Annotated in this window: 14 protein-coding genes, 1 tRNA gene and 2 pseudogenes; 7 read left to right on the top strand and 10 right to left on the bottom strand. The window is 57.8% G+C overall.

Translation table 11 applies throughout. The features are described from left to right. Positions 1 to 340 precede the first annotated feature (340 nt). The 4 genes from dctA to ACVISU_RS28300 all read left to right on the top strand — a co-directional run bounded on the left by dctA (position 341) and on the right by ACVISU_RS28300 (position 6,545). A complete protein-coding gene (gene dctA, locus ACVISU_RS28315; protein WP_456709053.1) occupies positions 341 to 1,645 on the top strand; it encodes a C4-dicarboxylate transporter DctA in 1,305 nt (434 codons plus the stop codon). Between the two features lie 1,082 nt (positions 1,646 to 2,727). Next, on the top strand, positions 2,728 to 5,400 hold the full coding sequence (locus tag ACVISU_RS28310) for a PAS domain S-box protein (protein ID WP_456709052.1): 2,673 nt from the start codon (positions 2,728 to 2,730) through the stop codon (positions 5,398 to 5,400). After that, entirely contained in the window at positions 5,397 to 6,065 is a 669-nt protein-coding gene (locus ACVISU_RS28305; protein WP_456709051.1) for a response regulator transcription factor, read from the top strand. The genes ACVISU_RS28310 and ACVISU_RS28305 overlap by 4 nt, the downstream gene beginning before the upstream one ends. Before the next feature lie 93 nt (positions 6,066 to 6,158). Further along, positions 6,159 to 6,545 (top strand): response regulator transcription factor, encoded by a 387-nt coding sequence (locus tag ACVISU_RS28300; protein WP_456709050.1) that lies wholly within the window; start codon positions 6,159 to 6,161, stop codon positions 6,543 to 6,545. Between the two features lie 737 nt (positions 6,546 to 7,282). Here ACVISU_RS28300 and ACVISU_RS28295 read toward each other — a convergent pair. The 5 genes and pseudogenes from ACVISU_RS28295 to glmS all read right to left on the bottom strand — a co-directional run. Further along, positions 7,283 to 8,496, bottom strand: a pseudogene (locus tag ACVISU_RS28295) (IS5 family transposase); the annotation flags it as partial. A 455-nt stretch (positions 8,497 to 8,951) separates the two neighbouring features. After that, entirely contained in the window at positions 8,952 to 9,749 is a 798-nt protein-coding gene (locus ACVISU_RS28290; RefSeq protein WP_456709049.1) for an effector protein NopP, read from the bottom strand. A 455-nt stretch (positions 9,750 to 10,204) separates the two neighbouring features. Next, positions 10,205 to 10,948: a hypothetical protein gene (locus ACVISU_RS28285; protein WP_456710916.1), complete on the bottom strand. Its 744-nt coding sequence runs from the start codon at positions 10,946 to 10,948 to the stop codon at positions 10,205 to 10,207. Next, positions 10,940 to 12,168 (bottom strand): annotated as a pseudogene (locus tag ACVISU_RS28280) (glycoside hydrolase family 127 protein); the annotation flags it as partial. The pseudogene ACVISU_RS28280 and the gene ACVISU_RS28285, both read right to left, overlap by 9 nt. A gap of 1,138 nt (positions 12,169 to 13,306) precedes the next feature. Next, on the bottom strand, positions 13,307 to 15,133 hold the full coding sequence (gene glmS, locus ACVISU_RS28275) for a glutamine--fructose-6-phosphate transaminase (isomerizing) (RefSeq protein ID WP_456709048.1): 1,827 nt from the start codon (positions 15,131 to 15,133) through the stop codon (positions 13,307 to 13,309). A gap of 906 nt (positions 15,134 to 16,039) precedes the next feature. Here glmS and gmd point away from each other — a divergent pair. Both gmd and ACVISU_RS28265 read left to right on the top strand, forming a co-directional pair. Further along, entirely contained in the window at positions 16,040 to 17,125 is a 1,086-nt protein-coding gene (gmd, locus tag ACVISU_RS28270) for a GDP-mannose 4,6-dehydratase (RefSeq protein WP_456709047.1), read from the top strand. Continuing rightward, entirely contained in the window at positions 17,106 to 18,131 is a 1,026-nt protein-coding gene (locus ACVISU_RS28265) for a GDP-L-fucose synthase family protein (RefSeq protein WP_456709046.1), read from the top strand. The genes gmd and ACVISU_RS28265 overlap by 20 nt, the downstream gene beginning before the upstream one ends. A 246-nt stretch (positions 18,132 to 18,377) precedes the next feature. Here the strand turns inward: ACVISU_RS28265 and ACVISU_RS28260 are convergent, their stop codons facing one another. The 5 genes from ACVISU_RS28260 to ACVISU_RS28240 form a co-directional block, all read right to left on the bottom strand. Beyond that, complete coding sequence (locus ACVISU_RS28260) at positions 18,378 to 19,517, bottom strand: MFS transporter (RefSeq protein WP_456710915.1); 1,140 nt, start codon at positions 19,515 to 19,517, stop codon at positions 18,378 to 18,380. A 612-nt stretch (positions 19,518 to 20,129) separates the two neighbouring features. Then, on the bottom strand, positions 20,130 to 20,330 hold the full coding sequence (locus ACVISU_RS28255) for a hypothetical protein (RefSeq protein ID WP_456709045.1): 201 nt from the start codon (positions 20,328 to 20,330) through the stop codon (positions 20,130 to 20,132). A gap of 70 nt (positions 20,331 to 20,400) precedes the next feature. Next, positions 20,401 to 20,670 (bottom strand): hypothetical protein, encoded by a 270-nt coding sequence (locus ACVISU_RS28250; RefSeq protein WP_456709044.1) that lies wholly within the window; start codon positions 20,668 to 20,670, stop codon positions 20,401 to 20,403. After that, positions 20,667 to 21,617, bottom strand: a complete 951-nt coding sequence (locus ACVISU_RS28245) for a sulfite exporter TauE/SafE family protein (RefSeq protein WP_456709043.1) — start codon at positions 21,615 to 21,617, stop codon at positions 20,667 to 20,669. Before ACVISU_RS28245 ends, ACVISU_RS28250 begins: the two co-directional genes overlap by 4 nt. An 812-nt stretch (positions 21,618 to 22,429) precedes the next feature. Continuing rightward, positions 22,430 to 25,534 (bottom strand): efflux RND transporter permease subunit, encoded by a 3,105-nt coding sequence (locus ACVISU_RS28240; protein ID WP_456709042.1) that lies wholly within the window; start codon positions 25,532 to 25,534, stop codon positions 22,430 to 22,432. An 808-nt stretch (positions 25,535 to 26,342) separates the two neighbouring features. Here ACVISU_RS28240 and ACVISU_RS28235 point away from each other — a divergent pair. Beyond that, positions 26,343 to 26,418: transfer RNA gene (locus ACVISU_RS28235), tRNA-Ile, on the top strand. Positions 26,419 to 26,930: the final 512 nt, after the last annotated feature.

Below are 26,930 nucleotides of genomic sequence, written 5' to 3'. Positions count from 1 at the left end.
TCTAGGTCGAGACGAGCCCGCGCTACCCCCGGCCGACCAAAGATACGCATTATGCTGCAACGTCATGTTCGGGCTTGCAACCGTGGTCCGAGCACCTGGACCGAGCCAATGGCCAGAGACGGCTTATCCGCGGACACTTGATTCGCCGCAGATCGGACATCTGGTGCATATCTTGCTTAGCGAAAAAAGATAACGTAACTGAACGCCTGCCTTTGGGATGACGCGCCGCCTCTCGGATCGTCTTCACTCGACACGGCTAAAACAACGAGCCTCGCATGAATGCTGTCGCCTCTCAACGACGCGGCGGCTTGCATTCGTGCATATTCGGGAAGGAAGCGTCATGACCACCATGGCAACCGCGGCACCCGCGCGCGCGTCGCAGACTTGGTATAAGATCCTCTACGTCCAGGTGTTGATTGCCATCGTGGTTGGTGCCTTGGTCGGTTGGCTGTGGCCATCTGTCGCGACCAACGATTGGGTCAAGGCGCTCGGTGACGGATTCATCAAACTCATCAAGATGGTGATCGCACCGATCATCTTTTGCGCCGTTGCATCCGGCATCGCGCACATTCAGGATGCAAAGAAAGTCGGTCGCGTGGGCGTCAAGGCATTGGTCTATTTCGAGATCGTCTCCAGCTTTGCGCTGCTATTGGGCCTTATTATGGGTAATCTGATCCAAATCGGTCGTGGCCTTGCACTCAAGCCGGACGCGGCAGCGGTCGCCAATTACGTCAAGCAAGCGGAAGCGTCTAAGAGCGTCGATTTCATCCTCAACATCATTCCCGATACCGTGGTCGGCGCGTTCGCTCGCGGTGATGTTTTGCAGGTACTCCTGTTCGCGATCCTGTTCGGTTTTTCTCTGATGGCACTAGGAGAACGCGGGGAGCGGCTGCGCGGTATGATTGATGACGTCGCGCACGCGGTGTTCGGCCTAATCGGCATCATCATGAAAGCGGCCCCGATCGGGGCCTTCGGCGCCATGGCCTTCACGATTGGCAAGTTCGGGCCGGCAGCGCTCGGCAATCTGATCGGTCTGATCGCGCTATTTTACGTGACGGCTGCGCTTTTTGTGGTGGTGGTGCTCGGCGTTATCGCACGCATTGTCGGCTTTTCGATTTTCAAGTTCATTGTCTATATCAAGGACGAGCTTTTGATCGTGCTCGGCACTTCGTCCTCGGAAAGCGCGCTGCCGCAATTGATGGAGAAGCTTGAGCGGCTGGGCTGCTCCAAGCCCGTGGTCGGCCTGGTCGTCCCAACTGGGTACTCCTTCAACCTCGATGGCACCAACATTTATATGACGCTTGCCACATTGTTCATTGCCCAAGCGCTCGGAGTCGATCTCACCTTTGGCCAACAGCTCACGATCTTGCTCGTGGCAATGCTGACCTCCAAGGGGGCAAGCGGCGTCACCGGCGCGGGCTTCATCACGCTCGCCGCAACATTGTCGGTCGTCAACCCAGCGCTAGTACCGGGTATGGCAATCGTGTTCTCGATCGACAAGTTCATGAGCGAGGTACGCGCCCTTACCAACATCACTGGCAATGGCATTGCAGCCGTGTTCGTATCCTGGTGGGAAGGCGAGCTAGAGCACGCGACGTTGCAGGCCCGGCTTGACCGGCCTACCACTTTCGACACAGGGCGGTAGACCCCGAATGTTGGTCGCCGTCATTGCAAGACGCGTCGAATTCAAGCGCAACCGCATTTACGATACTTCGTAGTTCAAGTCGGCACCGTGCCTGATCTGCGAATCGGAGCTTTCTCCCACGGCATCCCAGAACGCAGCTCTTGCTCCGCGTTACGCCCCCGGCGGTCGCCGGGGAGGGGTGACCGCACGCGATGAGGAGCCGCAGTTTTAGAAAGTTATTTTCAAGCGTAATCCTTCGAGGTCAGGCTTCTGGCCAGCCGAGCGCCCGTGCAACATTGCCGAGCCAGGCAGGAAGACTACGAAGGAACGTATCCAGCGTGACGGACCAAGGTGTTGGCCTGCCCACAAATGCCCATGTGCGTGGTCAACACACTTGCCTCGCCCGGCCGACGTGGCGGTAGCATCTTCCGCGTGCAACTTAGTACTACGGTGCGTATCAGATCCGATGGATGTGATCAGCGTGGACTAGATTGTCACCTTGACTGAGACGAGGCGGCTCGCAGAAGCAAGTGTCGGCTCGGCCCTCATATACTCGCTCTGGATTCCGGCTGACGGCTCGTCGGCACCGAGCCTGGGCGTACATGGCCGCGAGGCATAGATAGCAGTTGCATAAGTTCGCCTTGCTATCTCGGCACATCACATTACGCTCCCTTCCGCATGATCGATCGCGAGATGCGTGGTCCTGCAGCTTGCACCTGCCCTTTCCGGGTTCGATAAGGGGGCTGCTTTTTCAGCCGCGACGTCCTGGCTGAACTGAAGTCCTTGTCCTCGTCGTGGATGCCACTGGGTCGCGGCGGCGGTCCTCGGCCGCAGCCTCGAATGCCTGCCCCGAGGTCACCGGCGGCGGAGGGAAGACCGACAACCCAGCCTCGATTGTACAGAGGTCAGCGCGCAATATTGAAAGGTTTAGGACAACTATACGTACGTTTGTAATGCGTCTTCCTTCGGCGCGTGCTGAGTTCAACACTAGGCAATCAATCTCGGAACCGCGCACGAGCGTCTGTCGGCACGGAAAGGATTGCCTTATTTTTGCCTAAAATGTTATAGCTCTCCCGCCGGAGAAAAGGCCGGACGATATAAAAATGCCTAGCCAGATCAGCAGCTTGAAAGTTTCAGCACCTCAGTTTACCTTCGGCAGCATAACGTTAGCCGTAGTAACGCTGGCTTGCCTGTACCTTCACGCGCCGTTCGCTGCGACGGCGTTCGCCTATTTGTTAGTCGTATTGCTGTTTTCGTTGATGGGCAGCCTCATCGCGTCATCCGCGCTTTGTGTCGTGGCCATCGCAGCTCTCGCTTACTACTTTGCGCCGCCAGCGTTCAGTCTGCGGATCGATGATCCACAAGATCTTCCGGTGGTCGTTGCGTTCTTCATTGTCTCGATCATCGGAACGCACCTGATCGGAAAGGTCCGCCAAGAAAGCCAAGCCGCGCGTGAGGCCGCAGCCAAGCTCCGGATCAGCGCGGCCGATCTGGAGGACCGCGAGAAACGCTGGCAAGCAATCTTTGAACACAATCCAGCGATGTACGTCATGGTCGACGAAGCCGGTACCGTCCTCAATACCAATACGTTCGGCGCGGCACAGCTCGGCTATGCGCGTTCCGAACTGATCGGCCATTCCATCCTGGGAGTCTTTCTGGAGGAGGATCGCGAGTTAGCTCGCGAATGCATTCGCGCCTGCCTTGAAGATATTGGTCAATCGCGAACCTGGGAGGCCCGGAAGGTCAGGAACGATGGCTCGGTACTGTGGGTACGTGAAAATGCCAAAGCCATGCTGTGGGCTGATGATCGGCCTATTGTTCTGATATCCTGCGAAGATATCACGGAACGGAAGCGGACCGAGTTTGCCCTGCAGAGGAGCGAAGCACATTTGGCCCAGGCGCAGGAGCTGAGCAATACGGGCAGCTTCGGCTGGAACGTTGTCACCGGCGAGGTCTTCTGGTCAAAGGAGACGTTTCGAATATTTGAGTTGGACCCGCAGACCGTTCCGTCGCCGCACCTCGTCGTCGAGCGCACCCATCCAGATGATAGGGCTTCGGTTCAAGAGGTCATTGATCGGGCGATGCGAGATCTGAAGGATTTCGAACATGAATACCGGCTGCTGCTGCCGGACGGCTCCGTGAAGCACATCCATGCGCGGGCACGAGCCACGAGAACCGCCAGCGGTGATATTGAATTTGTCGGAGCAGCGACGAATGTTACCGCGGAGCGACAAGCAGAGCAGAAGCTGCGCCGCAGTGAAGCCTACCTCGCCGAAGCCCAGCATCTCAGCCACACGGGCAGTTGGTCCTGGGACGTTCGTGGGCTCGATTTTGTGTATCGCTCCGCCGAGGTCGATCGTCTGTTTGAGTTTGATCCGCAAGAGACTGTATCAATAGAGACCATTCGCTCGCGCATCCATCCAGACGATCTCCCCGGGCTCCAGGAGGTGCAGCGCCAGGCTATCGAGCTCAAGGAAGATCGCTTCGAGTATGATTTTCGACTCCTTCTAAAAGACGGCGGGATAAGGCGCATACACTCCGTTGCGCACATCGTACTCGGCAACGATGGTTGCGTGAGCGAACTGATCGGAACGCATATGGATGTGACCGAGCAATACGCCGCCAGAGAGCGCCTGGAAAACACACTGGCTGCGCTGCGCGAAAGCGAGCAGCGCTTTCGCGATTACGCCGAGACGGCTTCCGATTGGCTCTGGGAGACGGGGCCGGATCACCGGGTTACGCGCTTATCCGAGCACACCAGCGCTGCGGGAATCTTAGCGACAGGATTGATGGGCCTGCTCCGCTGGGACATTGCGTGCGATGTCGAAGAGGAACCTGAGAAGTGGCAGCAGCACCGGGCTACACTGGAGGCGCATCTGCCGTTCCGGGATCTCATCTACCGTACTGTCAACCGGACCGGATCTCCGATCTACGTTCGGACGAGTGGCAAGCCCTTTTTCGATACGAACGGCAAGTTCCTCGGTTACCGCGGCGTCAGCACCGACATCACCGCCATTATTCGCGCAACTCAAGCCGAACAACAGTTGCGAAAGGCACATGCGGAACTTGCGCATGTGACACGTGTAACAACGTTAGGAGAGCTGACAACCTCCATTGCCCATGAAATTAACCAGCCACTCGCCGCAATCATCAGCAACGCCGACGCGTGCCTTGGCTGGATGGGCCGCGAAACTCCCGATCTATCGGCGGCGCGCTCTTCGGTTGAGTGGATCATCGAAGACGCAATACGGGCAAGCGAAGTGATCCGTCGCGTGCGCGCTCTTGCGAAGAAAGGCGAGATCGAGATGGTGCGGCTCGATATCAATGAGGTTGTTAGAGACGTCATTGCGCTGGTGACCCGAGAGCTTGTGAGCCACCAGGTGGCGTTAAGAACCGAGCTGATGGCAGCGCTGCCTACGATTCTGGGTGACCGGATTCAGCTGCAGCAAGTGATCATCAATCTGGTGATGAACGGGATCGAAGCCATGGACGCAGTTAGGGATCGAAAGCGTGAGTTGCTGATTCAGTCGTCTATGGACGATATGGGGCATGTGCAGGTGGCCGTGACAGACTGGGGCGTCGGGATCGCCGAAGATGATGCGGACCGCGTGCTAGAGCCTTTCTTCACCACGAAATCCAGCGGCCTTGGAATGGGTCTTTCGATCTGCCGGTCGATCGTTGAGGCTCACGGAGGACGGCTGTCAGTGGTGCGCAAGCAGGAGCCGGGCGTGACATTCCAGTTTGCCCTGCCGTTGCATGAGGAGATCGTCTCATGACGCGACGCTTTGACTCGTCAAGCAATCCCGAGGCTTCGACAAAGGCCATGGTCTTCGTCGTCGAGGATGACATTTCCATGCGTCGGTCGCTCACCAACCTTTTTCAATCGGTAGGATTGGACGTCGTTGCATTTGGATCGGCCCGCGAAATGCTGCAGAACGCACTTCCGGATGTTGTTAGCTGTCTGGTTCTTGATGTCCGGCTCCCAGGTTTGAGCGGCCTCGAGTTCCAAACCGAACTGGCGAAGTTGAACATACATATTCCGATCATTTTCATTACCGGCCATGGTGACATTCCCATGAGCGTCAGGGCGATGAAAGGAGGCGCGGTCGATTTTCTTACCAAACCGTTTCGCGATCAGGAATTGCTTGACGCGGTGATCGCCGCGACCGAGCGCGACCGCAAAAGACGGGAGGCCCAGCAAACCGTCGCAAACCTGCAGTCCCTTCTTGAGACCCTAAGCCCGCGCGAACAAGCGGTGATGAAGCTGGTCGCTTCCGGCCTGATGAACAAGCAGGTAGCCGCTGAGCTTGGGCTCGCCGAGATTACGGTCAAGATCTACCGGGGACACGTAATGAGGAAGATGCGTGCCCGCTCGCTGGCCGATCTGATCAGAATGGCTGAGACTCTGGGGATCGGCGCCAATCGTCCTGAACAAACCTAAGTATGATTTTACAATTTCGTCCCTCGAGCCCACTTTTCATCCAGGGTGGCTAATGCCTCGGCAGCCGTTAGTCCCGCGCCAGGAGGGATCGTCTTGTCCACGCCTTTGATTTCTGTCGTAGACGACGACGCATCCGTCCGTGCGGCGACGGAGAACCTATTGAAATCGCGCGGCTACATCGTTCAAACGTTTACATCGGCGGAGGACTTTTTGAGATCGCCGCGGTTGAAGGAGACCTCCTGCGTAATTACGGACGTGCAGATGCCGGTTATGAGCGGCTTGGATCTGCTGGCGGAAGTGCGGAATCGCGGTTACGGGGTGCCGTTCATTTTCATTACTGCCTTTCCGAACGATCGCGTGCGCGCCTCAGCTCTGAGCGCAGGAGCGGTTGGCTTTTTGGCCAAGCCCTTCGCCGGACATGCACTGATCGAGCACCTCGATGCCGCACTGAAAGAAAACCGCAACGGAGGATGCACTTGAAACGATCAGCCGGCAGCGAGTCATTTCAGCCCGAATGTCGAGATCCGGTCGCGAGCTCGGTACGATCTTATTGAAGCGGCCTGTGCGAAATCAGGTGGCCCAGCGCCAGTCGATGTCGCATTGCCTTCTTGGCCCGTGAGCTGCCCAGGCATCAGGCCGCTCAGAACGACGTTGCCACCAAGGGTCGGAGTACTTGGCACTTCTAGGCTCCGCTCGTCCCTTCTTTTTGGCACTTCGGGGAACATTGCGCAGAGGGTGTTCGACAAAGCTCAAGCGCGAAAGTTCTGCGCGAGCTGCTTCCGCCACAGCGCCAGTCGCCGCATTTTTCCCTGCCTGCCATCGCTCCGTGCTTTCTTCAGACCACCCTTAGAGCGGCCTCCTCGACGCTCCCCAACCCCTGCACATGTTAGATGGTGTACAAGACCTCCGCAGCCAAGCCGTCCAGATACTCAAGGGAAACGCGCGGCCGCCAGCGGCGGCCGGGCGCATCTTGTTCTGATCTGACGTAGCCCATCGCCGGATGCGAGCAACTCCATCTATTGGATTGCGCACCGGATCGGCTGCTCAGTAGGAGCGAAGCCGGGCGACGCAGCTGTACTCTAAGCGGTATCTCGCTCAAAAACACCAGGCTCTCTTCCGGCGGCGGGCCGCAATAGGCCGCTTAGTTACTGAAGATTTCGCGAAGAGCGGCGCTAGCTAGTCTAGATGACGATCTTATGTAAGATCCTCTCGTTACAGTTGTGGCGGACGGCGGAGAGGATGACGTTGGCGGCATCGCCGGCGCGGCGTTTGAGGTCGCAGCGGCCGAGGTGACCATCGGTCTTCGATGGCGGAGCGGCCGCCAGCTCGCGCTTGGTGACCCCGAAGACGCCGCGCTTCTGGCCGGAGATGAAGACCCGGCGGGGATTTTATGCGTCATGGCCGCGGTACCCCTTGTCAACATAGGCCCGTTCGATCGCACAGGCGGTGAGTGTCTCGGTGCAATCGATTACGTCCCGCAAGGTGCGACCGTCGTACGGGTTATCGGGTAGCGCACTGGCATGCAGCACGAACAGGCCGCCGGGAGCCCGGCGGTTGTTGGTGACGATGGAGGCTTTGACACCGAACTCGTAAGGCGCGGCTGCTTTGCCCTTGCCGCTGCACTCGACCTCGGAAGCATGGAAGGAATACAGCTTTCAGCCGCGCTGGCGCTGCTGCTGCGAGCGGATCTGGGAAGCCGGCTGAGCGAGAGGGCGAAGGTGTTCTCGAGTACGGCCAGGCCTTCGATCTTGCGGCGGATATCGCGGATGATCCGGCCCAACCGGCTGCGCAGGATGCGAACTGCCGCTGATGCCGCTTGAATTGCTTGGCGTGGGCGTAGCGTCCCGCCATCATGGCCGCGGTCTTGGCAATGCGAAGATAGGACTGCCGCAGCTTGACCCCATGCTTCCTCGCCAGGCGGTTGAGCCCATTGATCGCCGCGTGCAGCAGCTTGACATTGGTCGGGAAGGTGATGGCCTTCGGCTGCACGGCGGTATCGACCGTGACCCGCTTGAAGTCCTGACTGGGCAACGCGCCGGCCTCGTGCACCACCCGCAGGCTCTCGGCCAACAGCAGCTCCGGCTTGTCGCCGAGCCGCTTGCGCCAGTGGCTCAGGTCCGAGCGCTTGTGCAGGAACGCATGCTGAAAGAACTCTTCGCCGGTGAAGTACTGGAAATATAGGTCGTGGACCCAGCGCTCGCCCCTCTCATCGGACAGGCCGTAAATGTGCTTGAGCAGCAGCAGCCCGATCATGAAGCGGTCGCCGTCCCCGGTCGACCGTTCTCGCTATAGAGCGGCGAGATCTCGCCGTCGATCCAGTCCCAATCAACCCACCCTGCCGGCGAGCTGAAACAGCTCGTGCTTCATGTTGATGATCCCTGGCCCGGAACAGATCGCCCGATCCCGTTGCTTTGGGCTTCTTCGGTCGCATCGCCACCTCCGATGCGAGCACGGAATCATGACTGGCGATTCGACCGATTCCTGAAAATGAATTTGCAGGGTTCCGATGCCCGAAACATCAAACTTCTGCAGCCCCAAAACAGGCCACAACGAATAATGCAATCTCACCTCAGTCGCTTAGCCGCTCTTCACGGTCGACGCGTTAAATGGCCGGAAGCGGACACGATGACGCTCGCGCCTGCCATAGGCAATCCGCTCGTGCCGTCTGGCGGCAGTCGAAAACCCCGGCTGCAAGCCGGGGTTTTCTGCTGCGCTATTCATAGCCAACCAACTCTCGTAACCGCCGCGGTGCGGTGAGCCACGGTGCACCTCACGCATTGAGCCGAATTGGATTCGGCTTCGTTCAGTCCTGGGCTCGATCGTAAGCCGCAGGTGTTGGTTTATCTGCGCTCCTGCACCTCCTTTCATGGAGGTGCAGATCTCACGTCACATAAAGTCTCCATCCGAGTCGGGCTCTGAAGAAGATTCGGTATCGCTCTCCACTTTGGAGAGATACCTCGAAGAACTGGTTGCACGCTGCCATCCACCATCCCTGTATCGCCATTGGCTGGACTGGCTGGGATCGAGCACCATATCATTTTGATCCACTTCAACGAAGCCCATTTGTTCTGCACGAGTTCTCGCTTCGTCATTAGCAGGACGCCAGTTCACCAGCGGCCGTTCGCCGTCTTGCCGTAGCTGGTGCTCGAGCAGAATATCGCCAGCGTTGCCGACGAGCGGATGAGCAACCTGAAAATCCACGATCGAGGTGACGTCAGTGCGTCCGGGGAACCGTTCTCGCCACTGTTGGCTGTAGAACTCACTCTCCATGGAAAATCCCGCTTCCGTTCTTTGAAGACCGACGCTCCTGTTTCCTAGTTGGTAGCTGTAATATCGGGCGGCGTCAGAATCCCTTCGGATCCCAAAATTGCTAGCGACATCCGCCGTGCGCCTGGCTCTTTCGGATACATATTCCGAGTACTCCTGCGGATTGTTGGCGATATGATTGATTTCGTCGCCATGAAAGTTCCTCACCTCTCGCCGGAATCTGGCTTGGTCGATTTCAATGACAGGAGGGCTTGAGCTGAGATAATAATTCGGCTGCGACGATGAGCTGGCACCGGACTCGTGCAATCGCATTCTAGCGAACGCGTCGGAAAAGTCGTCGGCATTCCCGTGACTGCCTGAGTGATGATACTCATCATCGGATGGAACACCCGACCAGTTGTTAATTCCATTGTACATGACGACCAGACTCCTATCGATGTCGCATTTTGTTCAGGTCCCTCCGACCTGCCAAGGCCTGTTAGGCCGTGTGGAGCTGATAGGCAGCCTGGCTTACGAAAACCTGACGTGGATCCCTCTAATCGTACTTCACTCTGGCTTGTCACCGTGCTTGCTTCAAAACACTCACGGCTGACACGCTCAAGCCATCGGCATTTAGTTGGCTTGATAAGGCCGAGAGCAAGTCCGAGAATGCCTCTTCACCAACAACTGGGTCGTTCGATGTTGGCCTGCTGATTCAAGCGGCTCGTTCGCGTTCCAACGGCTCGTCGCACCGCCTGATATCCTGTTCTTCGTTTCGATAGTTCAGTGGAGCTCGAGGACGGGCTGACTTAAATAGATTGGCGACGTCCTGGCTTTGACCGGCGATATCGCCTAGCTAATTGCGACTCATGGCAGCAGGCCCCTTGTCAGCGTCAGCGCTCATTTATCCAAATCCGCATTTCGCCTTCACCGCGGTTCGCCCAGCTGAACCAGGGGATGAATGTCAACCGCTTCGGTTCTAGCTGTCCAGGCACCCTGTCGTAATGATAAAGTGGCGCTTCTTCGGATTGCGTGTGTTGAAGTCGCGCTCCGTCCGCCTGCAGCAAAATCTTGCCGTTGAAGAGACCAGTTCCGTCGACAAGGGAAAAACGGCTGCCTGCATGAAGCCAAACGTTGTGTAACTCGGTCCCGTTGTCGACTTCCTCAAGGCAATAAACTAGCGGGCCACGCTCTATGGCCACCTTGCCAGCCAAATTACGAACTTGCGGATGGCCGTAAACGCGACGTACTTGCATCGGCAGCAATAGTTTGACGCGATCTCCCTGCCTCCATGTCCGGTGAATATGCAAATAGCCACTTCGGGGCTCGCAATCGATACGCTCTCCATTCAGACTCGCCTCCGGCGCGCTGCACCATTGTGGTAGGCGCAGAGCGAGTGTGTGGGAAATTGGCAGCGCGGATTCGACGGCGATCTCCACTTCGTCTTTCCAGGGATAGTTGCCGCTCATGAGCAGTCGCAGCTTAGTCCCGCCGACCGGTATTTCCACCCTATTGCCTACGTAGAGATTTACATAGAGCGCATCGGCGCGGGGTGTATAGATATAATGACCAATCGATGCGAAAAGACGTGCGATGTTCGGTGGACAGCACGCACAGCCAAACCAGTGCCTTCGCACCGGCGAGACATGATTATAAATGCCATTGGACCTCAGCGTTTTGGGATGCATTTCGAGCGGATTAACATAGAAATAATGACGACCGTCGAATGCGATACTGCCGAGAACGGTATTGTAGAGCGCGCGCTCCATCACGTCGGCATAGTGACCATCCAGCTCCATCTCCAACATCCGACGCGCAAACATCCTTAGGCCAATGGACGCGCAACTTTCCGCATACGTCGTATCATTCGGCAGATCGTAATCGCAGCTAAACGCTTCGCCCGCGCTCTGCGAGCCGATGGCGCCGGTGATATAGATCTGGCGCTGCACCATGTTTTGCCACAGCCGTACGCAAATCTGACGTTGCTGATCGTTCTGACGCAGCCAGGCAAGATGAGCTACCCCGGTCATGAGGTATACAAAGCGAACCGCATGGCCGGTGGCAGTCCGCTGCTGCGAAAGCGGCAAATGCGCTTGGCTATATGCTTTGTTTCTCAACATCCATGGCGGGCCGCCTGATTTGGTCGCACAGGATCGCCGGCGCTTCTCGTACTCAATGTCGTAAAAATGGGGCTCCGAGCCCCGTTGCTCCACGAAAAAATTGGCTAGCGCGAGATATCGCTGCTCATGCGTCACTTCGTAAAGACGCACTAACGCAAGTTCAATTTCCGGGTGGCCATCGTAGCCATGTAGCTGATCGCGCTCCGGGCCGAAGACTCTGTCGACGTGGTCAGCAAGTCTGCAACCAACCTCGAGCAATCGCCGTTTACCGTCGCCTGAAAGAAAGCGACACCCGCTTCAATCAAATGGCCGGCGCAGTAAAGCTCGTGGCACTCTGCTAGGTTGCTCCAGCGCTCCCGAGGCGCGTTCAATGTGAAATAGGTGTTAAGATAGCCATCGCCACATTGGGCGGTTGCAATCAATTCAATCAGCTCGTCGGCGGCCTTCTCCAGCTCTGGATTGGGTGCCTGGCATAGCGACCAAGCAACCGCCTCCAGCCATTTTGCGACGTCACTGTCCTGAAAAACCGTTCCATGGAACTCGCCTCTTGCATCTCCGGCGGCGATGCGGAAGTTCTCCACCGCGTGGCTCGGGACCGCCTCTGGATCGCGATCGTTCAGCACCTCCCATTGGTAGGGAATTGCCACTTCCCTTACCAACTGCTGACATTTCCCAATCAGTGGATCCAAGACGTGGAGGTTGTGAAGATCGATTTCGGCCACATCCCGCTCACTCATTTCAATCCTCCCTGGTGGGACGGAAGGACGCCTAGCCGGGCAAGCCGACGCACCATGATTGCGTTGCTGGAGTTGCGGCACTGAGGTTTGCAGCTGCACAGTCCTATTCCCGAAGCGAGTGTTGCAGTGATAGAAATTGGAGAGGGTTCTCCTGCGGAGTCGCACTACCAAACATGTGCTGGCAGCGGCTCGTTCGAGGAGCGGGCCAGCAATTCCCATGCCGAAAATGAGGGGTGTTCTTCTGGTCGATCCGATCCGCGGCTCTGCGATAAGCGTCCGTCGCGATCGCTGGTCCACCAACCGGATTAGCCAGTCGAGGTAAATCCCCCATCGCTGCAGCGCTGGGGCGATCCTGGTACACGAACCGATCGGCTGTCCCCAGGGCAGATAATGGCCCACTCGCTGGCCGCAGATACAGCCGGAACACCGCTCCTTTCGTCGCGACCAGCCGCCCGCACCTGATTCGAGGTCTTCAATATGCTGCGCGGGAATGTCAGGTTTCGGACAATCCTTTGATGACGCGTGGCAGGTGGGAGGGGTGCGCAGGGCGTGTGAAACCCAAGTCGGATCGAATGGGCCGCTGCTACGCTGGATTCAACGGAAAAACTGGGCCGTTAATCCTAGCCCCCGGTCGAAGTGTATATACAAGTTGGCCGAGATGGCTCGCATGCTGGCATTTGGAAAAAGTAAGTTGCCGCGCCTACGCCCTGCCAATGAGCCAGCTGCGACGAAGCAGCCCGGAGCTCTTTACGCTGGTCTGCTCGTTGGCTTTGCGAGGATGCGGAGCATCCGTTCTGAATCGGCTTCAGTCTGATTTGGCCCTGTGGGCAGGCGGGCCTCGCTCCCATCGCGTTAGTTAGGGTTACGATCCAAGTAAGAATCAATCTGCTCGTCCAACTGATCGGGCTATGATTGACCCGTTGATGCCGGGAATCGTTCTCCATCGAGACTTACCGTCTGGCCGATCGGCGGAGCCCCGGGGCGGCGGCGATGGCATTGCCTGAGCGAGCAACCAGCAGAAACTACGAGCAACTTCGGATTCAACTGGATCAAGGACTTGTCCTGCTCCGTCATCCACAACCAACGGAACGGAACGCAAATCCAACAGCCCGATACCTTGGCGGGAGGCTCTGCGGCTTCATTCGACAGTCACCGATTTGGCGAGATTACGTGGCTGATCTACATCCGCTCCTCTTACCAGGGCGACGTGGTAAGCCAAGAGCTGAAGCGGAATGGCATAGACCATCGGCGTAAAGTTTGCGACCATCTCCGGCAGCACAATGGTCATGAGTGTGTCCAGCGTTGCTTCCAAAGCGCCCCTCGCATCGGTGATCAGGATGATCTTGCCGCCGCGAGCTGCAACTTCTTGCATATTCGATACGGTCTTCTCGAAGAGCTCGTCGTAAGGCGCAATCATCACCACAGGCACGGCCTCATCGATCAAGGCAATCGGTCCGTGTTTGAGTTCGCCGGCGGCATACCCTTCTGAGTGGATATAGGAAATTTCCTTCAACTTGAGTGCGCCTTCCAACGCCAGGGGGGCGGACGTGCCACGGCCGAGATACAGCACGTCCCTTGAGTTGGCGATATCACCCGCGAGCTTTTCGATCTGCGGCTCGATCAACAGCGCCGCAGCAATCAACCGCGGCACTTCAATGAGCTCGCGCACGAACTTCGATTCATGGATCTCTGACAGCTTACCGCGCTCTTTTCCTGCTGCGACGGCAAGCACCGCCAATACCATCAACTGGCAGATGAATGCCTTCGTAGAAGCGACGCCGATTTCTGGCCCCGCCAGCGTCGGCAGCACGGATTCGCTCTCGCGCGCAATCGTCGACGTAGGGACGTTAACCACAGAGATCGTGTGCAGGCCCTGGCTTTTGGCGTATCGCAACGCAGCTAGCGTGTCAGCGGTTTCGCCGGACTGCGAGATGACGATCGCGAGATCGCCCTCGCGCAAAGGCGCCTCCCTGTAGCGGAACTCGGATGCTACGTCGATCTCGACAGGCAAGCGAGCCAACCGCTCGAACCAGTATTTGGCGATGTGACCGGCATAATTTGCCGTTCCGCACGCAGTAATTGAGATACGCTGAATGGAGTTAAAATCGAACGGCAATGTGAGCGGCAGAGCTACGCGCTCGCCTGCGGTATCAAGATAATGCGTCAGTGTTTTGCAGGCTACTCTCGGCTGCTCGTGAATTTCCTTGGCCATGAAATGGCGATAGTTCTCTTTATCCACAAGCAGTGACGATACGCCGGGCTTTGATGTCTCCCGCTGAACGACGGTGCCGTCTGCGCTATAGATCACGCAGATCGCGCGGGTAAGCACGGCCCAGTCGCCGTCTTCGAGATAGGTAATGGTGTCGGTCAAGGGCGCGAGCGCGATCGCGTCTGATCCTAGGTATACTTCGCCGTTGCCATGTCCAATCGCGAGGGGCGATCCCTTGCGCGCACCGATCATAAGGTCGTCGTGGGCCTTGAAGAGGAATGCAAGCGCGAAGGCTCCGCGCAGCCGCGGCAGCGAAGCTTGTACTGCATCCTGCGGCGAGTAGCCATTCTTGAGATAAGATTCGACGAGATGCGCCACCACCTCGGTGTCCGTCTCTGAGTAGAAGTTGGCCCCATCCCGCTCCAGCTCGGCTCGCAACTCGCGGAAGTTTTCAATGATTCCGTTATGAACGACCGCGACATTTTCCGTCGCATGCGGATGAGCGTTGCTCTCGGTCGGTTTTCCATGAGTCGCCCAGCGGGTATGACCGATACCGGTGCGCCCCTCGGGCGGACAATAGCGCAGCCGCTCCTCAAGGTTTCTCAGCTTACCTTCAGCCCGCCGGAGCTCGATACGTAGCCCTTCGAGCGTCGCAAGGCCTGCTGAGTCGTAGCCACGATATTCCAATCGCTTGAGTGAAGCGACCAACTGCCCGACGACTGGACCACGCCCCAAGATGCCGACAATTCCACACATATCGATTAATGCCGCCCGAGTTCAAAGAGCCTGACGTCCCCGACAGGAAATCTGGTCATGAAATTCGCTTTCGACAAAAACTGACTTTCTCTGGATAGAGACGATGGCGTCGTTGCCGCATAAGGCCGCCGCAAGGATACGTCGCGCAAGTCGTGTGGCGTCACCTTACAACTTCCTGCTCTCGCATTCACCCAACCGTTCTAGGGTTTGTCGCGCTGGTATAATAGGCTCATCAGCCTCCGACGGTTTCCAGCTATGTTGGTCGGGATGAGACTAGACGATTGGTACCGAAGCTCCATTGTACGGACGTAAGCTTTCGATATCGAACTTGTTCGAAGAACTATACCAACGTTTGCTGCGTTCTCACATTTCGTGCTTGCGTCAACCATCCGCTGCTGACGAGCGGGCCGCCAGCAGAAAAGCGATGATCGTCGTCGATGATCCAGCGGCTCAGGCTACAAGTTCCGTTCAGAAGAAGGATCGGGGCATTTTGTTGGGCAATCGTTATTGATGCGCAGGCTCGCCGTGCTCTTGCTTACGTGCCAGAGTTCAGACGAATGCATCAACTACCGCGGCTTCAGCAAGTCACCCTCTTGCGCAATGGTTACACCGAGCGAATGCACGCATGCGCCCAATGAAAGATAGAGGACACAGACTTCGGCCTATCTCATTGACGTTTGCACATAACCGACGTTGGCTTTCGTTTTGAGGCTCGATGGTATTCCCCCTCCAGCACGATATAAATCAATGTATATAGTGTGCATTCCTGCACGATGTGTATGACTAGATCTAAAGATAGGTTTCCTCTGATTGCCAGTGAAGTGCGCCGGCGGATTTCTCGAGAAGCCCGTCTCGCAAAAGACGATTCGAAGGGACGCTTTCTTTCCAGCGCAGCTAAGAGAGACCATGGCGGCTCAGGACTCAAAGCGGCGCGTTGCGCTGATCACCGGCGTGACGGGGCAGGACGGCGCGTATCTCGCCGAATATCTGCTCGGGCTCGGCTATACCGTGCACGGGATCAAGCGTCGTTCGTCCTCGCTGAACACCGCGCGCGTCGACCATCTCTACCAAGATCCGCACGCCGGCAACGTGCCGTTCCTGATGCACTACGGCGACATGACCGATTCGACTAATCTGATCCGGCTGGTGCAGCAGGTCCGGCCGACCGAGATCTACAATCTGGCCGCCCAGAGCCACGTCCAGGTCAGTTTCGAGAGCCCGGAATACACAGCCAATGCCGATGCGATCGGCGTGCTGCGCCTGCTGGAGGCGATCCGCATCCTCGGCATGGAAAAGGAGACCCGGTTCTACCAGGCCTCGACGTCGGAGCTTTACGGGCTCGTGCAGGAGGTCCCGCAGAAGGAGACCACGCCGTTCTATCCGCGCTCGCCCTATGGCGTCGCCAAGCTCTACGGCTACTGGATCACGGTGAACTACCGCGAGGCCTATGGCATGTTCGCCAGCAACGGCATCCTGTTCAACCATGAGAGCCCGATCCGCGGCGAGACGTTCGTGACGCGCAAGATCACGCGCGCGGTCGCCCGCATCGAGGCCGGCCTGGAGGGCAAGCTCTATCTCGGCAATCTCGATGCCAAGCGCGACTGGGGCCATGCCCGCGACTATGTCGAGGGCATGTACAGGATCCTGCAGGCGGACGAGCCCGGCGACTTCGTGCTGGCAACCGGCGAGACGCGTTCGGTCCGCGAATTCGTCGAGCTGGCATTCGCCGAGGTCGGCCGCAGTATCGAATGGCGCGGTAAGGGCGTCGAGGAGATCGGTGTCGACAAGGCCACCGGCAACACCCTGGTGCAGATCGATCCGAGCTATTTCCGTCCGACCGAGGTCGATCTTCTGATCGGCGACGCCAGCAAGGCGCGCGCCAAGCTCGGCTGGGCGCCCAAGACGCCGTTCGCGCAACTGGTGAAGGAAATGGTCGCCAGCGATCTCGTCGAGGCCAGGCAGGATGCAGCCAATGGCAAGCACGGCGTTTGAACTGAAGGGCAAGACGGTTTTCGTCGCCGGCCATCGCGGCATGGTCGGCTCGGCGCTGCTGCGCCGGCTGGCGCCCGAACAGGCCGATCTCTTGACGGTGTCGCGCAGCGAGGTCGATCTGCGCGACCAGGCCGCGGTCAATGGCTGGTTTGCCGCGAAGCGGCCGCAGGCCGTGTTCCTCGCCGCCGCCAAGGTCGGCGGCATAGTCGCCAACAACACGCTGCGGGCCGAGTTCCTCTACGACAATCTGGCGATCGCGACCAATGTGATCCAGGCGGCTCACGCCAATGGCTGCGAGAAGCTGATGTTCTTCGGCTCGTCCTGCATCTATCCGCGGCTCGCGCCGCAGCCGCTGCGCGAGGATTCGATGCTGACCGGCCCGCTCGAGCCGACCAACGAGCCCTACGCGATCGCCAAGATCGCCGGCATCAAGATGGCCGAGGCCTATCGCAGCCAGTATGGTTCGGACTTCATCAGCGTGATGCCGACCAATCTCTATGGTCCCGGCGACAATTACCATCCCGAATACAGCCATGTCGTGGCCGCCCTGATCCGCCGTTTCCACGAGGCCAAGGTTTCGGGCGCCGGCAGTGTCGTGGTGTGGGGCACCGGCACGCCGCGCCGCGAATTCCTCTATGTCGACGATCTCGCCGACGCCTGCATCCATCTGATGAAGACCTACTCCTCGCCGGAACTGGTCAACATCGGCACCAGCGAGGACATTACCATCGCAGACTTCGCACTCATGGTCGCAGCCGCCATCGGCTTTCGCGGCGAGATCAGCTTCGACCCCTCGCGCCCGGACGGCACGCCGCGCAAGTTGCTCGACGTCAGCCGACTGGGCAGGCTCGGCTGGCGCGCCCAGACCTCACTGCAGGAAGGCATTCAGTTGGCGTATCGGGCGTATCTCGCCGACAGCAGATGGACGGCCAGAGTAACCGAATGTCCCGACAAGCGGGCGCAGGGCCGATCCAAGAATTACTCGGCGGTAAATGTGCCAACATAGCCGCGCTAGCCGCTCACGCAGATAATCAACTCGCCGCACAGCTAACCCAGTTCGTTAACAACGACGCTCGGTGGGACGCCCAGCACCGAGTGCCCTGTTGTACCAAAGCCGACTTGCAGGGACGGAGGGATGATCGACGTGCTGTTCTACGCCGATCAAGTTGCGAGCTATCGACGCCCGGCACGAACGCCGCCTTGCGACCGGCCATTAGCTCGACGCGCGGCGCGATTCCCTCTGGGCCGACGCTTAGAGAGACTCTGCCATCACCATCCGCGCCGACAGCGTCGCGATGCACATGAGCACACCTAACATCGCGAACGCCAACGGCAAGCCGACCATGTGTGCGACGAGCCCGATGCTGGCAGGACCGACCAGTATACCAGCATACCCTGCTGTGGTGATGACCGCAATCGCAACGCCTACGGGCATCACTTTCTGCTTGCCGGCACGTCGACACAGTACGGGTACAACATTTGAAACACCCAATCCAATGAGCACGAACCCCGCCATGGCAATCAACGCAATCGGCGCGGCCACCACGGCCAAGAAGCCGATCAAGATTGGCACGGTCCCCAGCATCAACATGGTACGGTCGCCAAGTCGAGCTACCATGGTATCTCCGCTGAGACGGCCTGCGGCCATCGCAATTGAGAAGAGCATACAACCAAGGCCGCCGTGGGCCTCTGCGAGCAGGCCTTGCCCAACGAGAAGCAAAGCACTCCAATCAAGCATTGCACCTTCGACGAGAAAGGTGATAGCCGCGAGTACGGCTACTAGCAAAACACTGCGATCGGGCAAGGCAAACAACGGTTCCTGCCGTCTCGAACCCATGGCGAGCAACCGCGGCCAAGCTGATATAACCGCGATCATCATTAAGGCCGAACAGACTAACGTCGAGATAAGCGGGCCACACTGCAACGAAAGAACCGTGGTCACCGCGGCAGAGCCGGTGAATTCGCCAATGCTGTACTGGGCGTGGAAGCCGGACATCAATGGACGTCCAGCGGCGTGCTCCAATTCGATCGCATGAATATTCATGGCTACATCGATGGAACCAAGTGAAACACCGAAAGCAAACAGCATGGCACCGAGGCTGAGAGGTGTGCCGGCAACTGCAAGCCACGGCAGGATGAGCGCGATGCCAAGCCCACTCGCGATAATGATGGGCTTGCTGCCGTAGCGCGCGTTCGACACACTGGTCAAAAGCATAGCGATGACGGACCCCGCTCCGAGACAGAGTAGCAGAAGACCAAGCACGCGGTTATCCACCTCGAGCCGCTCCTTCGCGAGCGGCACCAAGGGCGCCCAGGCCGCGAGGCCGAAGCCGGCCACAAAAAATGCGAGCCGAGTCCCGAGCAGGCCCGCAGACCAGTTGGCAGATGGTATCACAGGCACTCCTGAGAGGACGGCTCGCGAGCGCGGCTCCCCTCATCCGGTGAAGCTCGATGATGGCGGCCTCAAGTTGATAATCCTCAGCTCTGCAAATGCTATGCCGTCGTAAAACGGGGCCCAGGTCCTGGCGCGAGAACGCCTAAAGAGCGTGATTGTCGAGCACCGTCCGGCGCGTCGCGCAATCTTTCTGGGACAAGCCCAAAAGTGACAATCGTCTTTGCTAGTACCAACGGTCGGGAGCGCAAAGCTCAAGGAACCCCTGTCGGAAAACATACAAAGCCCAACGCGCCCTTCCATGCACTGATTCACCTCGAACACGGTCGTCAGTTTTTATGACATCACTTTTAGCCAATCCGGAAGCTCTCATCATAAGCAACGACACTGCGTTGCAAGATCAATACAACGAGCGTCACTAGCGCGGGCTTTCCAGATCAACACCTAGCTTTATTCGGCACTGTCGCGGAGGCCAAGGCCCCTTCATTCGTACGGTGTGCGCGACGCCTCGGGCTTTGCGTCTGGCTTCTGCGCAAGCGCTTCCGTCAGCCCAATGAGCTCAGCGAACTCCCCTCTCGTTATCTAGGACAGATTGCGCCGAATGCGACGATGCTAGAAGCTGAGCAGGCTGAACGTGCGCGCGGGGATCTCGCGGACGAGCTGAGACGTAATTAAATCCCCGCTGATGACGAAAAAGACATCTCTGCCGATAAAGCGGCGGGGGACGATTGAGCCGTAGTGAAAGGTGATGACCGATGGGACGGCGATCGCGCGCAAGCCGTCAATGCCGGTCCAACACTTGCGAGATCCCATTTATTCCCAACTTCAGGTTGGTGATTCCCTACGCCGTGCCAAATGTCTTCGTATTTCGGGTGATCCGGTCTTAGTGTGCACTGACGAAGATCACCGCCATTTCGGGTCGAACGGCGAGAACATCAGGTCCAAACGTTCTGGGCTTTCCTCTGATATTGGATATCTTGCCCGTGGGCTGGGTTGTCTCTGGAGCAATCAGCTGGATGTCCATGTCGTTCTCGTCGACACCGAAAGGGGCCGCGCGGTGCCGCGACGACATCAATTCAATTGGCCCTGCGATCGCTTGGCCGGGTCCAGGACGGGTGCCTTCGACATCAAGGCGCCCGCTGGCATTGTTCAAGCGCTTATACCCGCGACTTGCCGACGTCGCCGATCTGACCAGCTCGAACGGCGCCTGGTGAGGAACGAGTATAGTAACCAAAGATCGATCAATATCGTCGCGGCCATCACGCTATACGCCCATGCGCTCTGCATTAGATTGAGCTCGATCAGAACCCGTGACAAACCGAAGCCCACGATCCAAGCATCGAAGCTCATGCAGATGCGTCGAAATATCTCCGGATCAAGTCGGCGAATGACGTAGGATCCCAGCGGGATGCCGAATACAACGCTGGGCACCAAGACATGGAGAAGAGCGCCGCTTTCGGAAATGAACAGACCGAGCTTGTGATAGATGAACGCGGTCACGCTCGATTCCGCCACGCGTACCAGGGCAAGGCTGGCGCGAAATTCGTTTTTAACCAGGCCCTGATTATTAAACAGCATCGCCAAGGGCGGGCCGGAGATAGTCGTCACCGAATAGAGGATGCCCAGCATCGATCCGAATGGCAGACCGATCAGCCAGCTTGCCTCGATAGGGCGGCGCCAACCGGCCGCTTGCAGCAGGATCAAAGGTAGAATGATCGTGAAGGTGGCTAATTTGATCCAGCCGGGCTGCAGTGAAGCCAATGCATAGCCGCCAACCGCAATGCCCGGCAACAGTCCAACCAAGATAGGAAACACGCGCCTCCAAACCGCCGGTGCGCCCTTCAGATTGATGACGAGCACGTAAACGTTGACGAAGACTTCGACGATGACAATGGCAGGATTGAGAACGCGATTGGTGTAGAAAACCAGCGCAAGCGGCACAGTGAGCGACGAAAAACCGTAGCCGATGGCTCCGTTTACGAAAGCCGCAAAACACGTCGTTGCGGCCAGGAACCAGATAGAAGCATCAAACCCAGGCATTTCCTTAACTTTCTCACGCCAGAGGGCGCCCAATCCCGCCAAGGAATCAGACGTAAACATTGGTCTTCAAGATTGCGAAAGATTCTGACCACTCGCTTACGAAATCCGGCCGTCTTGATAATGGCGATGACCGCGGTCAAGTGCGGAGCTTCTACATTTGCTCCCTGTTATGGGCTGCAGTTGTGCAACAGAAAGTGGCGCTGTACTTCCCGCTACCCAACTACATCACTCAGCATGGGCCTCTGATTGCTCCACCAATGGGTTTCGTATCGAAACCTCAACTGCGTCGGCATCCGTATAAGTGCGGACAACCAGTTCTCCAACCCCACAGAATTTCCCTTATCGGCAGCACTTGAGGCGGATCAGACTGGAGTTTGTCTATTTCAGCTAGCAATTCAAACGCGATCGGATGAGAGAAAGTAAATTTTCTATCATCGCAATTTGCGACGATGCGAAAGCTGCTTTTGCTCGAGAGCACATTAATTCGCTCCGCGCCTGGCGGTGAGCCGGCGTTCGGCTGCGGTGAATGTGCGGCAATTCATCGTGGCGAAGCAGCATCGGATTGCTGATGCGTTCTTTAAACGCCCGATACGCACCAACCTCGGCAGCAATAGCGCGAAGATCTCGATGAAACGGAGCGTTACGACTCTCCTAAGGCTCCGCCGTTCACCACGCCGATAGCTCGAGATGATCTTCTTTCCCTTCTATGAGGTAGTCCTTTGCCGCGGGTTAACGATAGGTCGACAAGAGCACCACGCGAGCGATCATCCTTCGGTCCCGCCGCGAGTTTCAGGGCGCATCAGATCACCACGTTGTGCAAGAAGCGTACCTATCGTAGAGCCCCAATCGGTCGATCCGACCTGATCCTGGCGTCATTGCTCGGCCGGCTGGGCCTCGGCAGCGCTGGTGAGGTCGAACTTGGGGCCCTTCTTCGCCTGACCGACACTCGCATCGGCACGGTGATCGGAGGCGATCGCGACATAGACTGCCGGCAGGACGAAGAGCGTGAACAGCGTGCCGATAGACATGCCCGCGACGAGCACCAGCCCAATTGAGAAGCGGCTCGCGGCGCCAGCTCCTGTTGCCGCCAACAATGGGACCACGCCAGTGACCATCGCCGCTGTCGTCATCAAGATTGGACGAAGTCGGACGCGAGCCGCCATCTCTATCGCCGAGCGACGGTCTAGTCTCTCCTTGAGCTGCAGCTCGTTGGCGAACTCAACCATCAGGATCCCGTGCTTGGAAATTAAACCGACCAGCGTCAGCAGCCCGACCTGAGTGTAGATGTTCATCGTCGCCCAGCCAAAGAATAGTGGTATCAAGGCGCCGACAATTGCCATGGGTACACTGATCATAATAATGAGGGGATCGCGCAGACTCTCGAACTGCGCCGCAAGCACCAAGAATATGACGACCAGTGCAAATGCGAAGGTGATGGCAAGTTGGTCGCCCTCGTGCACATATTGCCGCGCATCGGCAAGGAAGTCGTGGCCGAAACCCGCCGGCAGCTTCTTTGCCTCTGCTTCCAGGAAGTCGACGGCTTGACCGATCGTGACCCCAGGCATCGGCACGGCCTGAAAGGTCGCACAGCTGAGCTGGTTGTAGTGGGTGAGCGCGTTCGGATCAGTCGCAGTCTCCACCGAGACGACGGTAGATAGCGGAAGCATCGAGCCCGTCGCAGTCTTCACATAATAGTTCCCAATCGCTTCCGGAGCCATGCGTTTCTCGCGCGGCACCTGCGGGATCACCTGGTAGGAGCGGCCCTGCAGATTGAAGCGATTGATGTAGTTTCCGCCAAGTAGGGTGGCAAGCGCGTCGCCGATATTCTGCATGGTGATGCCAAGATCGTTGGCCTTGGACCGGTCGACCTTGATTCGCACCACCGGCTGGTTGAATTCGAGGTCAGAGTCGCTAACCATGAACAGACCGCTCTTGCGCGCGGCGTCCTTCAGTTTCGACATCTGCTCGTAGACGAACTGGAAGCCAAGCGTCGAATTGATCACCATCTGAACGGGCAGGCCGTCCGATCCGCCCGGAAGCGCCGGTAAGCTAAAAGCAAATGCGTTAATGCCTTCGATTTTCGACAGCTCGGCTTGAACAAGGGACCTAAGCGCGATCGATGATCGCTCGCGTTCGTCCCATGGCTTCAGCAACATTCCGGCCATGCCTGATTGCGAGCCGCCACTACCGTTGAGCACGAAGCTCAAATCGGTCTCGGAAAACTTTCGGAATGCCTTTTCGAGCTTGGCACCGTAATAGTCGAGATAGTCGATATTGGCATACTTCGGCGCCCTCGTTAGTGCGAATACGATACCTTGATCCTCCTCGGGTGCAAGTTCCTTAGAGGTATGCACATAGAAAAAGCCGACAAGGCCCAGCATGGTCAGCGCAAACAGCCAGGTAATTGGGCGATAGTCGAGCGAGCGATCGAGCTTGCGGCCGTACCAGCGTGTCATGGCAGCGAACACGCGGTTCGCGACTCTTGCAAACCGCCCCTCCTCGGCGCTCTTTAGAAAGATCGAGCACATCATCGGCGACAGCGTTAAAGCGATCACGCCAGACACGATCACCGCCCCGGCCAGCGTGAACGCGAACTCACGGAACAGCGCACCGGTGAGGCCACCGAGAAAGCCGATGGGGGCGTATACGGCCGCCAACGTAATCGTCATGGAGACAACGGGGACCACGATCTCGCGCGCTCCCCTCGTGGCGGCCTGCAGGGGCGGCGCCCCTTCCTCTAGATGACGATGGACATTCTCCACCACGACGATCGCGTCGTCGACCACAAGACCTATCGCGAGCACCATCGCAAGGAGGGTCAGGAGGTTAAATGAGAACCCCAGCGCCAGCATCAAGCTGCAGACGCCAACGAGCGACAGCGGAATGGTGACGACGGGAATGATGACCGATCGCAGCGAGGCCAGGAACAGGAAGATCACTACCACTACGATCACGATGGCCTCGATGAGCGTCTTCTCCACTTCATCGATCGACGATTGGATGAATTTCGTTGAATCGTACGCCACTTTCATCTTGAGCGATGGCGGCAGGTTACGCTCCATTTCTGGAAACAGCGCGCGAACACCTCGCACTATGTTCAGCGGATTGCCTTGTGGACCTGCCTGCACGCCGATGACGACCGCGTGCTCGCCGTTCATGACGGCACTGACGTCTGTCGTCTGCGCGGCAAGCTCGACTGTCGCAATGTCTTCAATGCGCACAAAGCCACCATCATTGGCTTTAACTATCATTCGCTTGAAGTCATCTACACTCCGCAGGTCGGTATTTGCCGTGACGTCGGAGATAGTGAAATATCCCTTGGTCTGGCCGGCCGCCGCCTGGAAGTTATTGGCGGCGATTGCGGCCGAAACATCAGCCGGCGAGACGCCGCGCCCTGCCATTTTCGCCGTATCGAGCCATAGCCGCATCGCAAAACTTTGGCCGCCCAGGATGTCTGCCGCGGCGACGCCGTCAACGGTTGACATAACCGGTTGCACGACGCGCGAGAGATAGTCGGAAATCGCGCTGGTCGTCAGTTCCTCGCTGGAGAAAGCGATATACATGACAGCGGTGGCCTGACCCGTTGCCTTAGTGACGACTGGATCGTTTGATTCCTTCGGGATTAAATATTTGATTGAGTTGACCTTAGAAAGCACCTCGGTGAGCGCTTCGTGGGGATCGACATTCAGCTTTACGTAGACTTGGATCGTCGACGTACCGAGTACCGATGAGGAAGTGATGTAGTCGACGCCCTCGGCGGAAGCGACGGCCTGCTCCAGTGGAGCGGTGATGAACCCCTGGATCATGTCGGCGGAGGCGCCAGGATAAGAAGTCGTGATATTGACGACCGTATTGGACAGCTTGGGATACTGCCGGATCGGCAGAACGGTGGCCGCACGAAGTCCGATCAGCAGGATCAGGAGACTGAGGACGACAGACAACACCGGGCGTTTGATGAAAAGTTCGGTAAATGCCATCTGGACTCGCATTCAAGGTAACGCAAATCGCGAGCAGGTCGTGCTGCCCGCGGCTAATGCGCGTAAAATTTGGGAACTGGAAACGCCCGATCCAAAGGCACACGCTCCCAAGCAGGGAGCTCAGTCCTGCGCTTGTTACATCGTGGTTGCTTGGATGAACATCGGTCCTACCCTTCTCATCACTGACCGCGACCTCGAATTGCGGGAGCACCTCCCAAGTTAAACATCCATGTCTTTTTTGCGCCTAAACAGCCTGCAGGCCGCATCGAGACGTGGAATTGAGCTCACCTGTTTCCATGTAGTTTCGTCCTCAGACCTTGATGGAACACAATGACTTCCAGCAAGGAATCAAGCCAGCTCAAGGCTTCGCTTCGATCGCTCGTTCGAATGATCCGGCTTCGATGTCGAAAGTAGAAACGATCTGATGGATGCTCAACTCTACAAAGGTGAGTGGGTAATATAGGATGGGCTGTCAAACCTATACCAAGGTTTTGTCGAAACGGAACGGTGAAGCCTCCATCGCCCGCCTCAACACCAGTTAAGAGCTCGCCAGGTTGGAAAACCCTATCTTGCGACTCCGCGCCGGCGCAGCCTGCTGATTCTACACACGTCGCGCCCTTGATAAGGACACATGATAACTGCGCCAAAGCAGGCCTTCGGACCGAAGGCACGCTTCGAGTTACAGACCGGGAAAGGAACGTATGCGGAGAAGTCCGAAGCGCGGGTGCGGAAGTATGACTGAACCTTGCGGGAGCGGCAGACAACCTGTAACGATGCCAGCATGCCGCGCCGCCGCCTTTTAGTAGCGGGGCCTGTAGCTCAATGGTTAGAGCCAACCGCTCATAACGGTTTGGTTGCAGGTTCGAGTCCTGCCGGGCCCACCAATTTCGTTGAATAATAATATGTGAGGACACTTTTAGAACGACTCAATTTGCTCTTTTAGAGCGACTCGATTTCGTTTTACGAACGACTCGTCACTGAGACGACGGCCGAATCTCCGCTCGTTTCTTTCCCGAGATTTGAGCTTGAGAAAACCGAGGGTGGTGCCCTCAGGAAATCCGCCTCATGAAACCTGCTGGTCGACGTGGCACCACAACCGGCGATCCGGGCTGGTCGAACTGCGTCTCCTGCGGCACGGCGGTTGGCAAGTCTGCCCGTTCGCGCGAACACATCATCCGATGTGGCTCCTGAGCGCCACAGGACCCCCATCGCATGATCGCACCGGCCGTTTCTATGCTGCTGCAAACCAGCGAACGCCCCGGATCCATGGCCCGCCGCCGCCTCGCCGAATGCCTTTGGCTAAAGCGGCCAAACCTGACGGCAAGCAGCGGCCTTCTAGCGTGCGTGCGCCCACCGAAGCCGTGATAGCGGCTTCGTCGACATGTCGATGAGGCTC

The sequence above is a fragment of the Bradyrhizobium sp. USDA 4452 genome (assembly GCF_054063575.1).
Note: the sequence above shows the minus strand (reverse complement) of the source record. Positions and strands in the feature narration are given on the sequence as shown.

Bases quoted from the DNA above. Each gene is read 5' to 3' on its own strand.
- ACVISU_RS28255 (WP_456709045.1), bottom strand. From the start codon at position 20,330: ATGGGATCTCGCAAGTGTTGGACCGGCATTGACGGCTTGCGCGCGATC.
- ACVISU_RS28245 (WP_456709043.1), bottom strand. From the start codon at position 21,617: ATGTTTACGTCTGATTCCTTGGCGGGATTGGGCGCCCTCTGGCGTGAG.
- ACVISU_RS28290 (WP_456709049.1), bottom strand. From the start codon at position 9,749: ATGTACAATGGAATTAACAACTGGTCGGGTGTTCCATCCGATGATGAG.
- ACVISU_RS28240 (WP_456709042.1), bottom strand. From the start codon at position 25,534: ATGGCATTTACCGAACTTTTCATCAAACGCCCGGTGTTGTCTGTCGTC.
- ACVISU_RS28310 (WP_456709052.1), top strand. From the start codon at position 2,728: ATGCCTAGCCAGATCAGCAGCTTGAAAGTTTCAGCACCTCAGTTTACC.
- ACVISU_RS28305 (WP_456709051.1), top strand. From the start codon at position 5,397: ATGACGCGACGCTTTGACTCGTCAAGCAATCCCGAGGCTTCGACAAAG.
- gmd (WP_456709047.1), top strand. From the start codon at position 16,040: ATGGCGGCTCAGGACTCAAAGCGGCGCGTTGCGCTGATCACCGGCGTG.
- ACVISU_RS28265 (WP_456709046.1), top strand. From the start codon at position 17,106: ATGGCAAGCACGGCGTTTGAACTGAAGGGCAAGACGGTTTTCGTCGCC.
- glmS (WP_456709048.1), bottom strand. From the start codon at position 15,133: ATGTGTGGAATTGTCGGCATCTTGGGGCGTGGTCCAGTCGTCGGGCAG.
- dctA (WP_456709053.1), top strand. From the start codon at position 341: ATGACCACCATGGCAACCGCGGCACCCGCGCGCGCGTCGCAGACTTGG.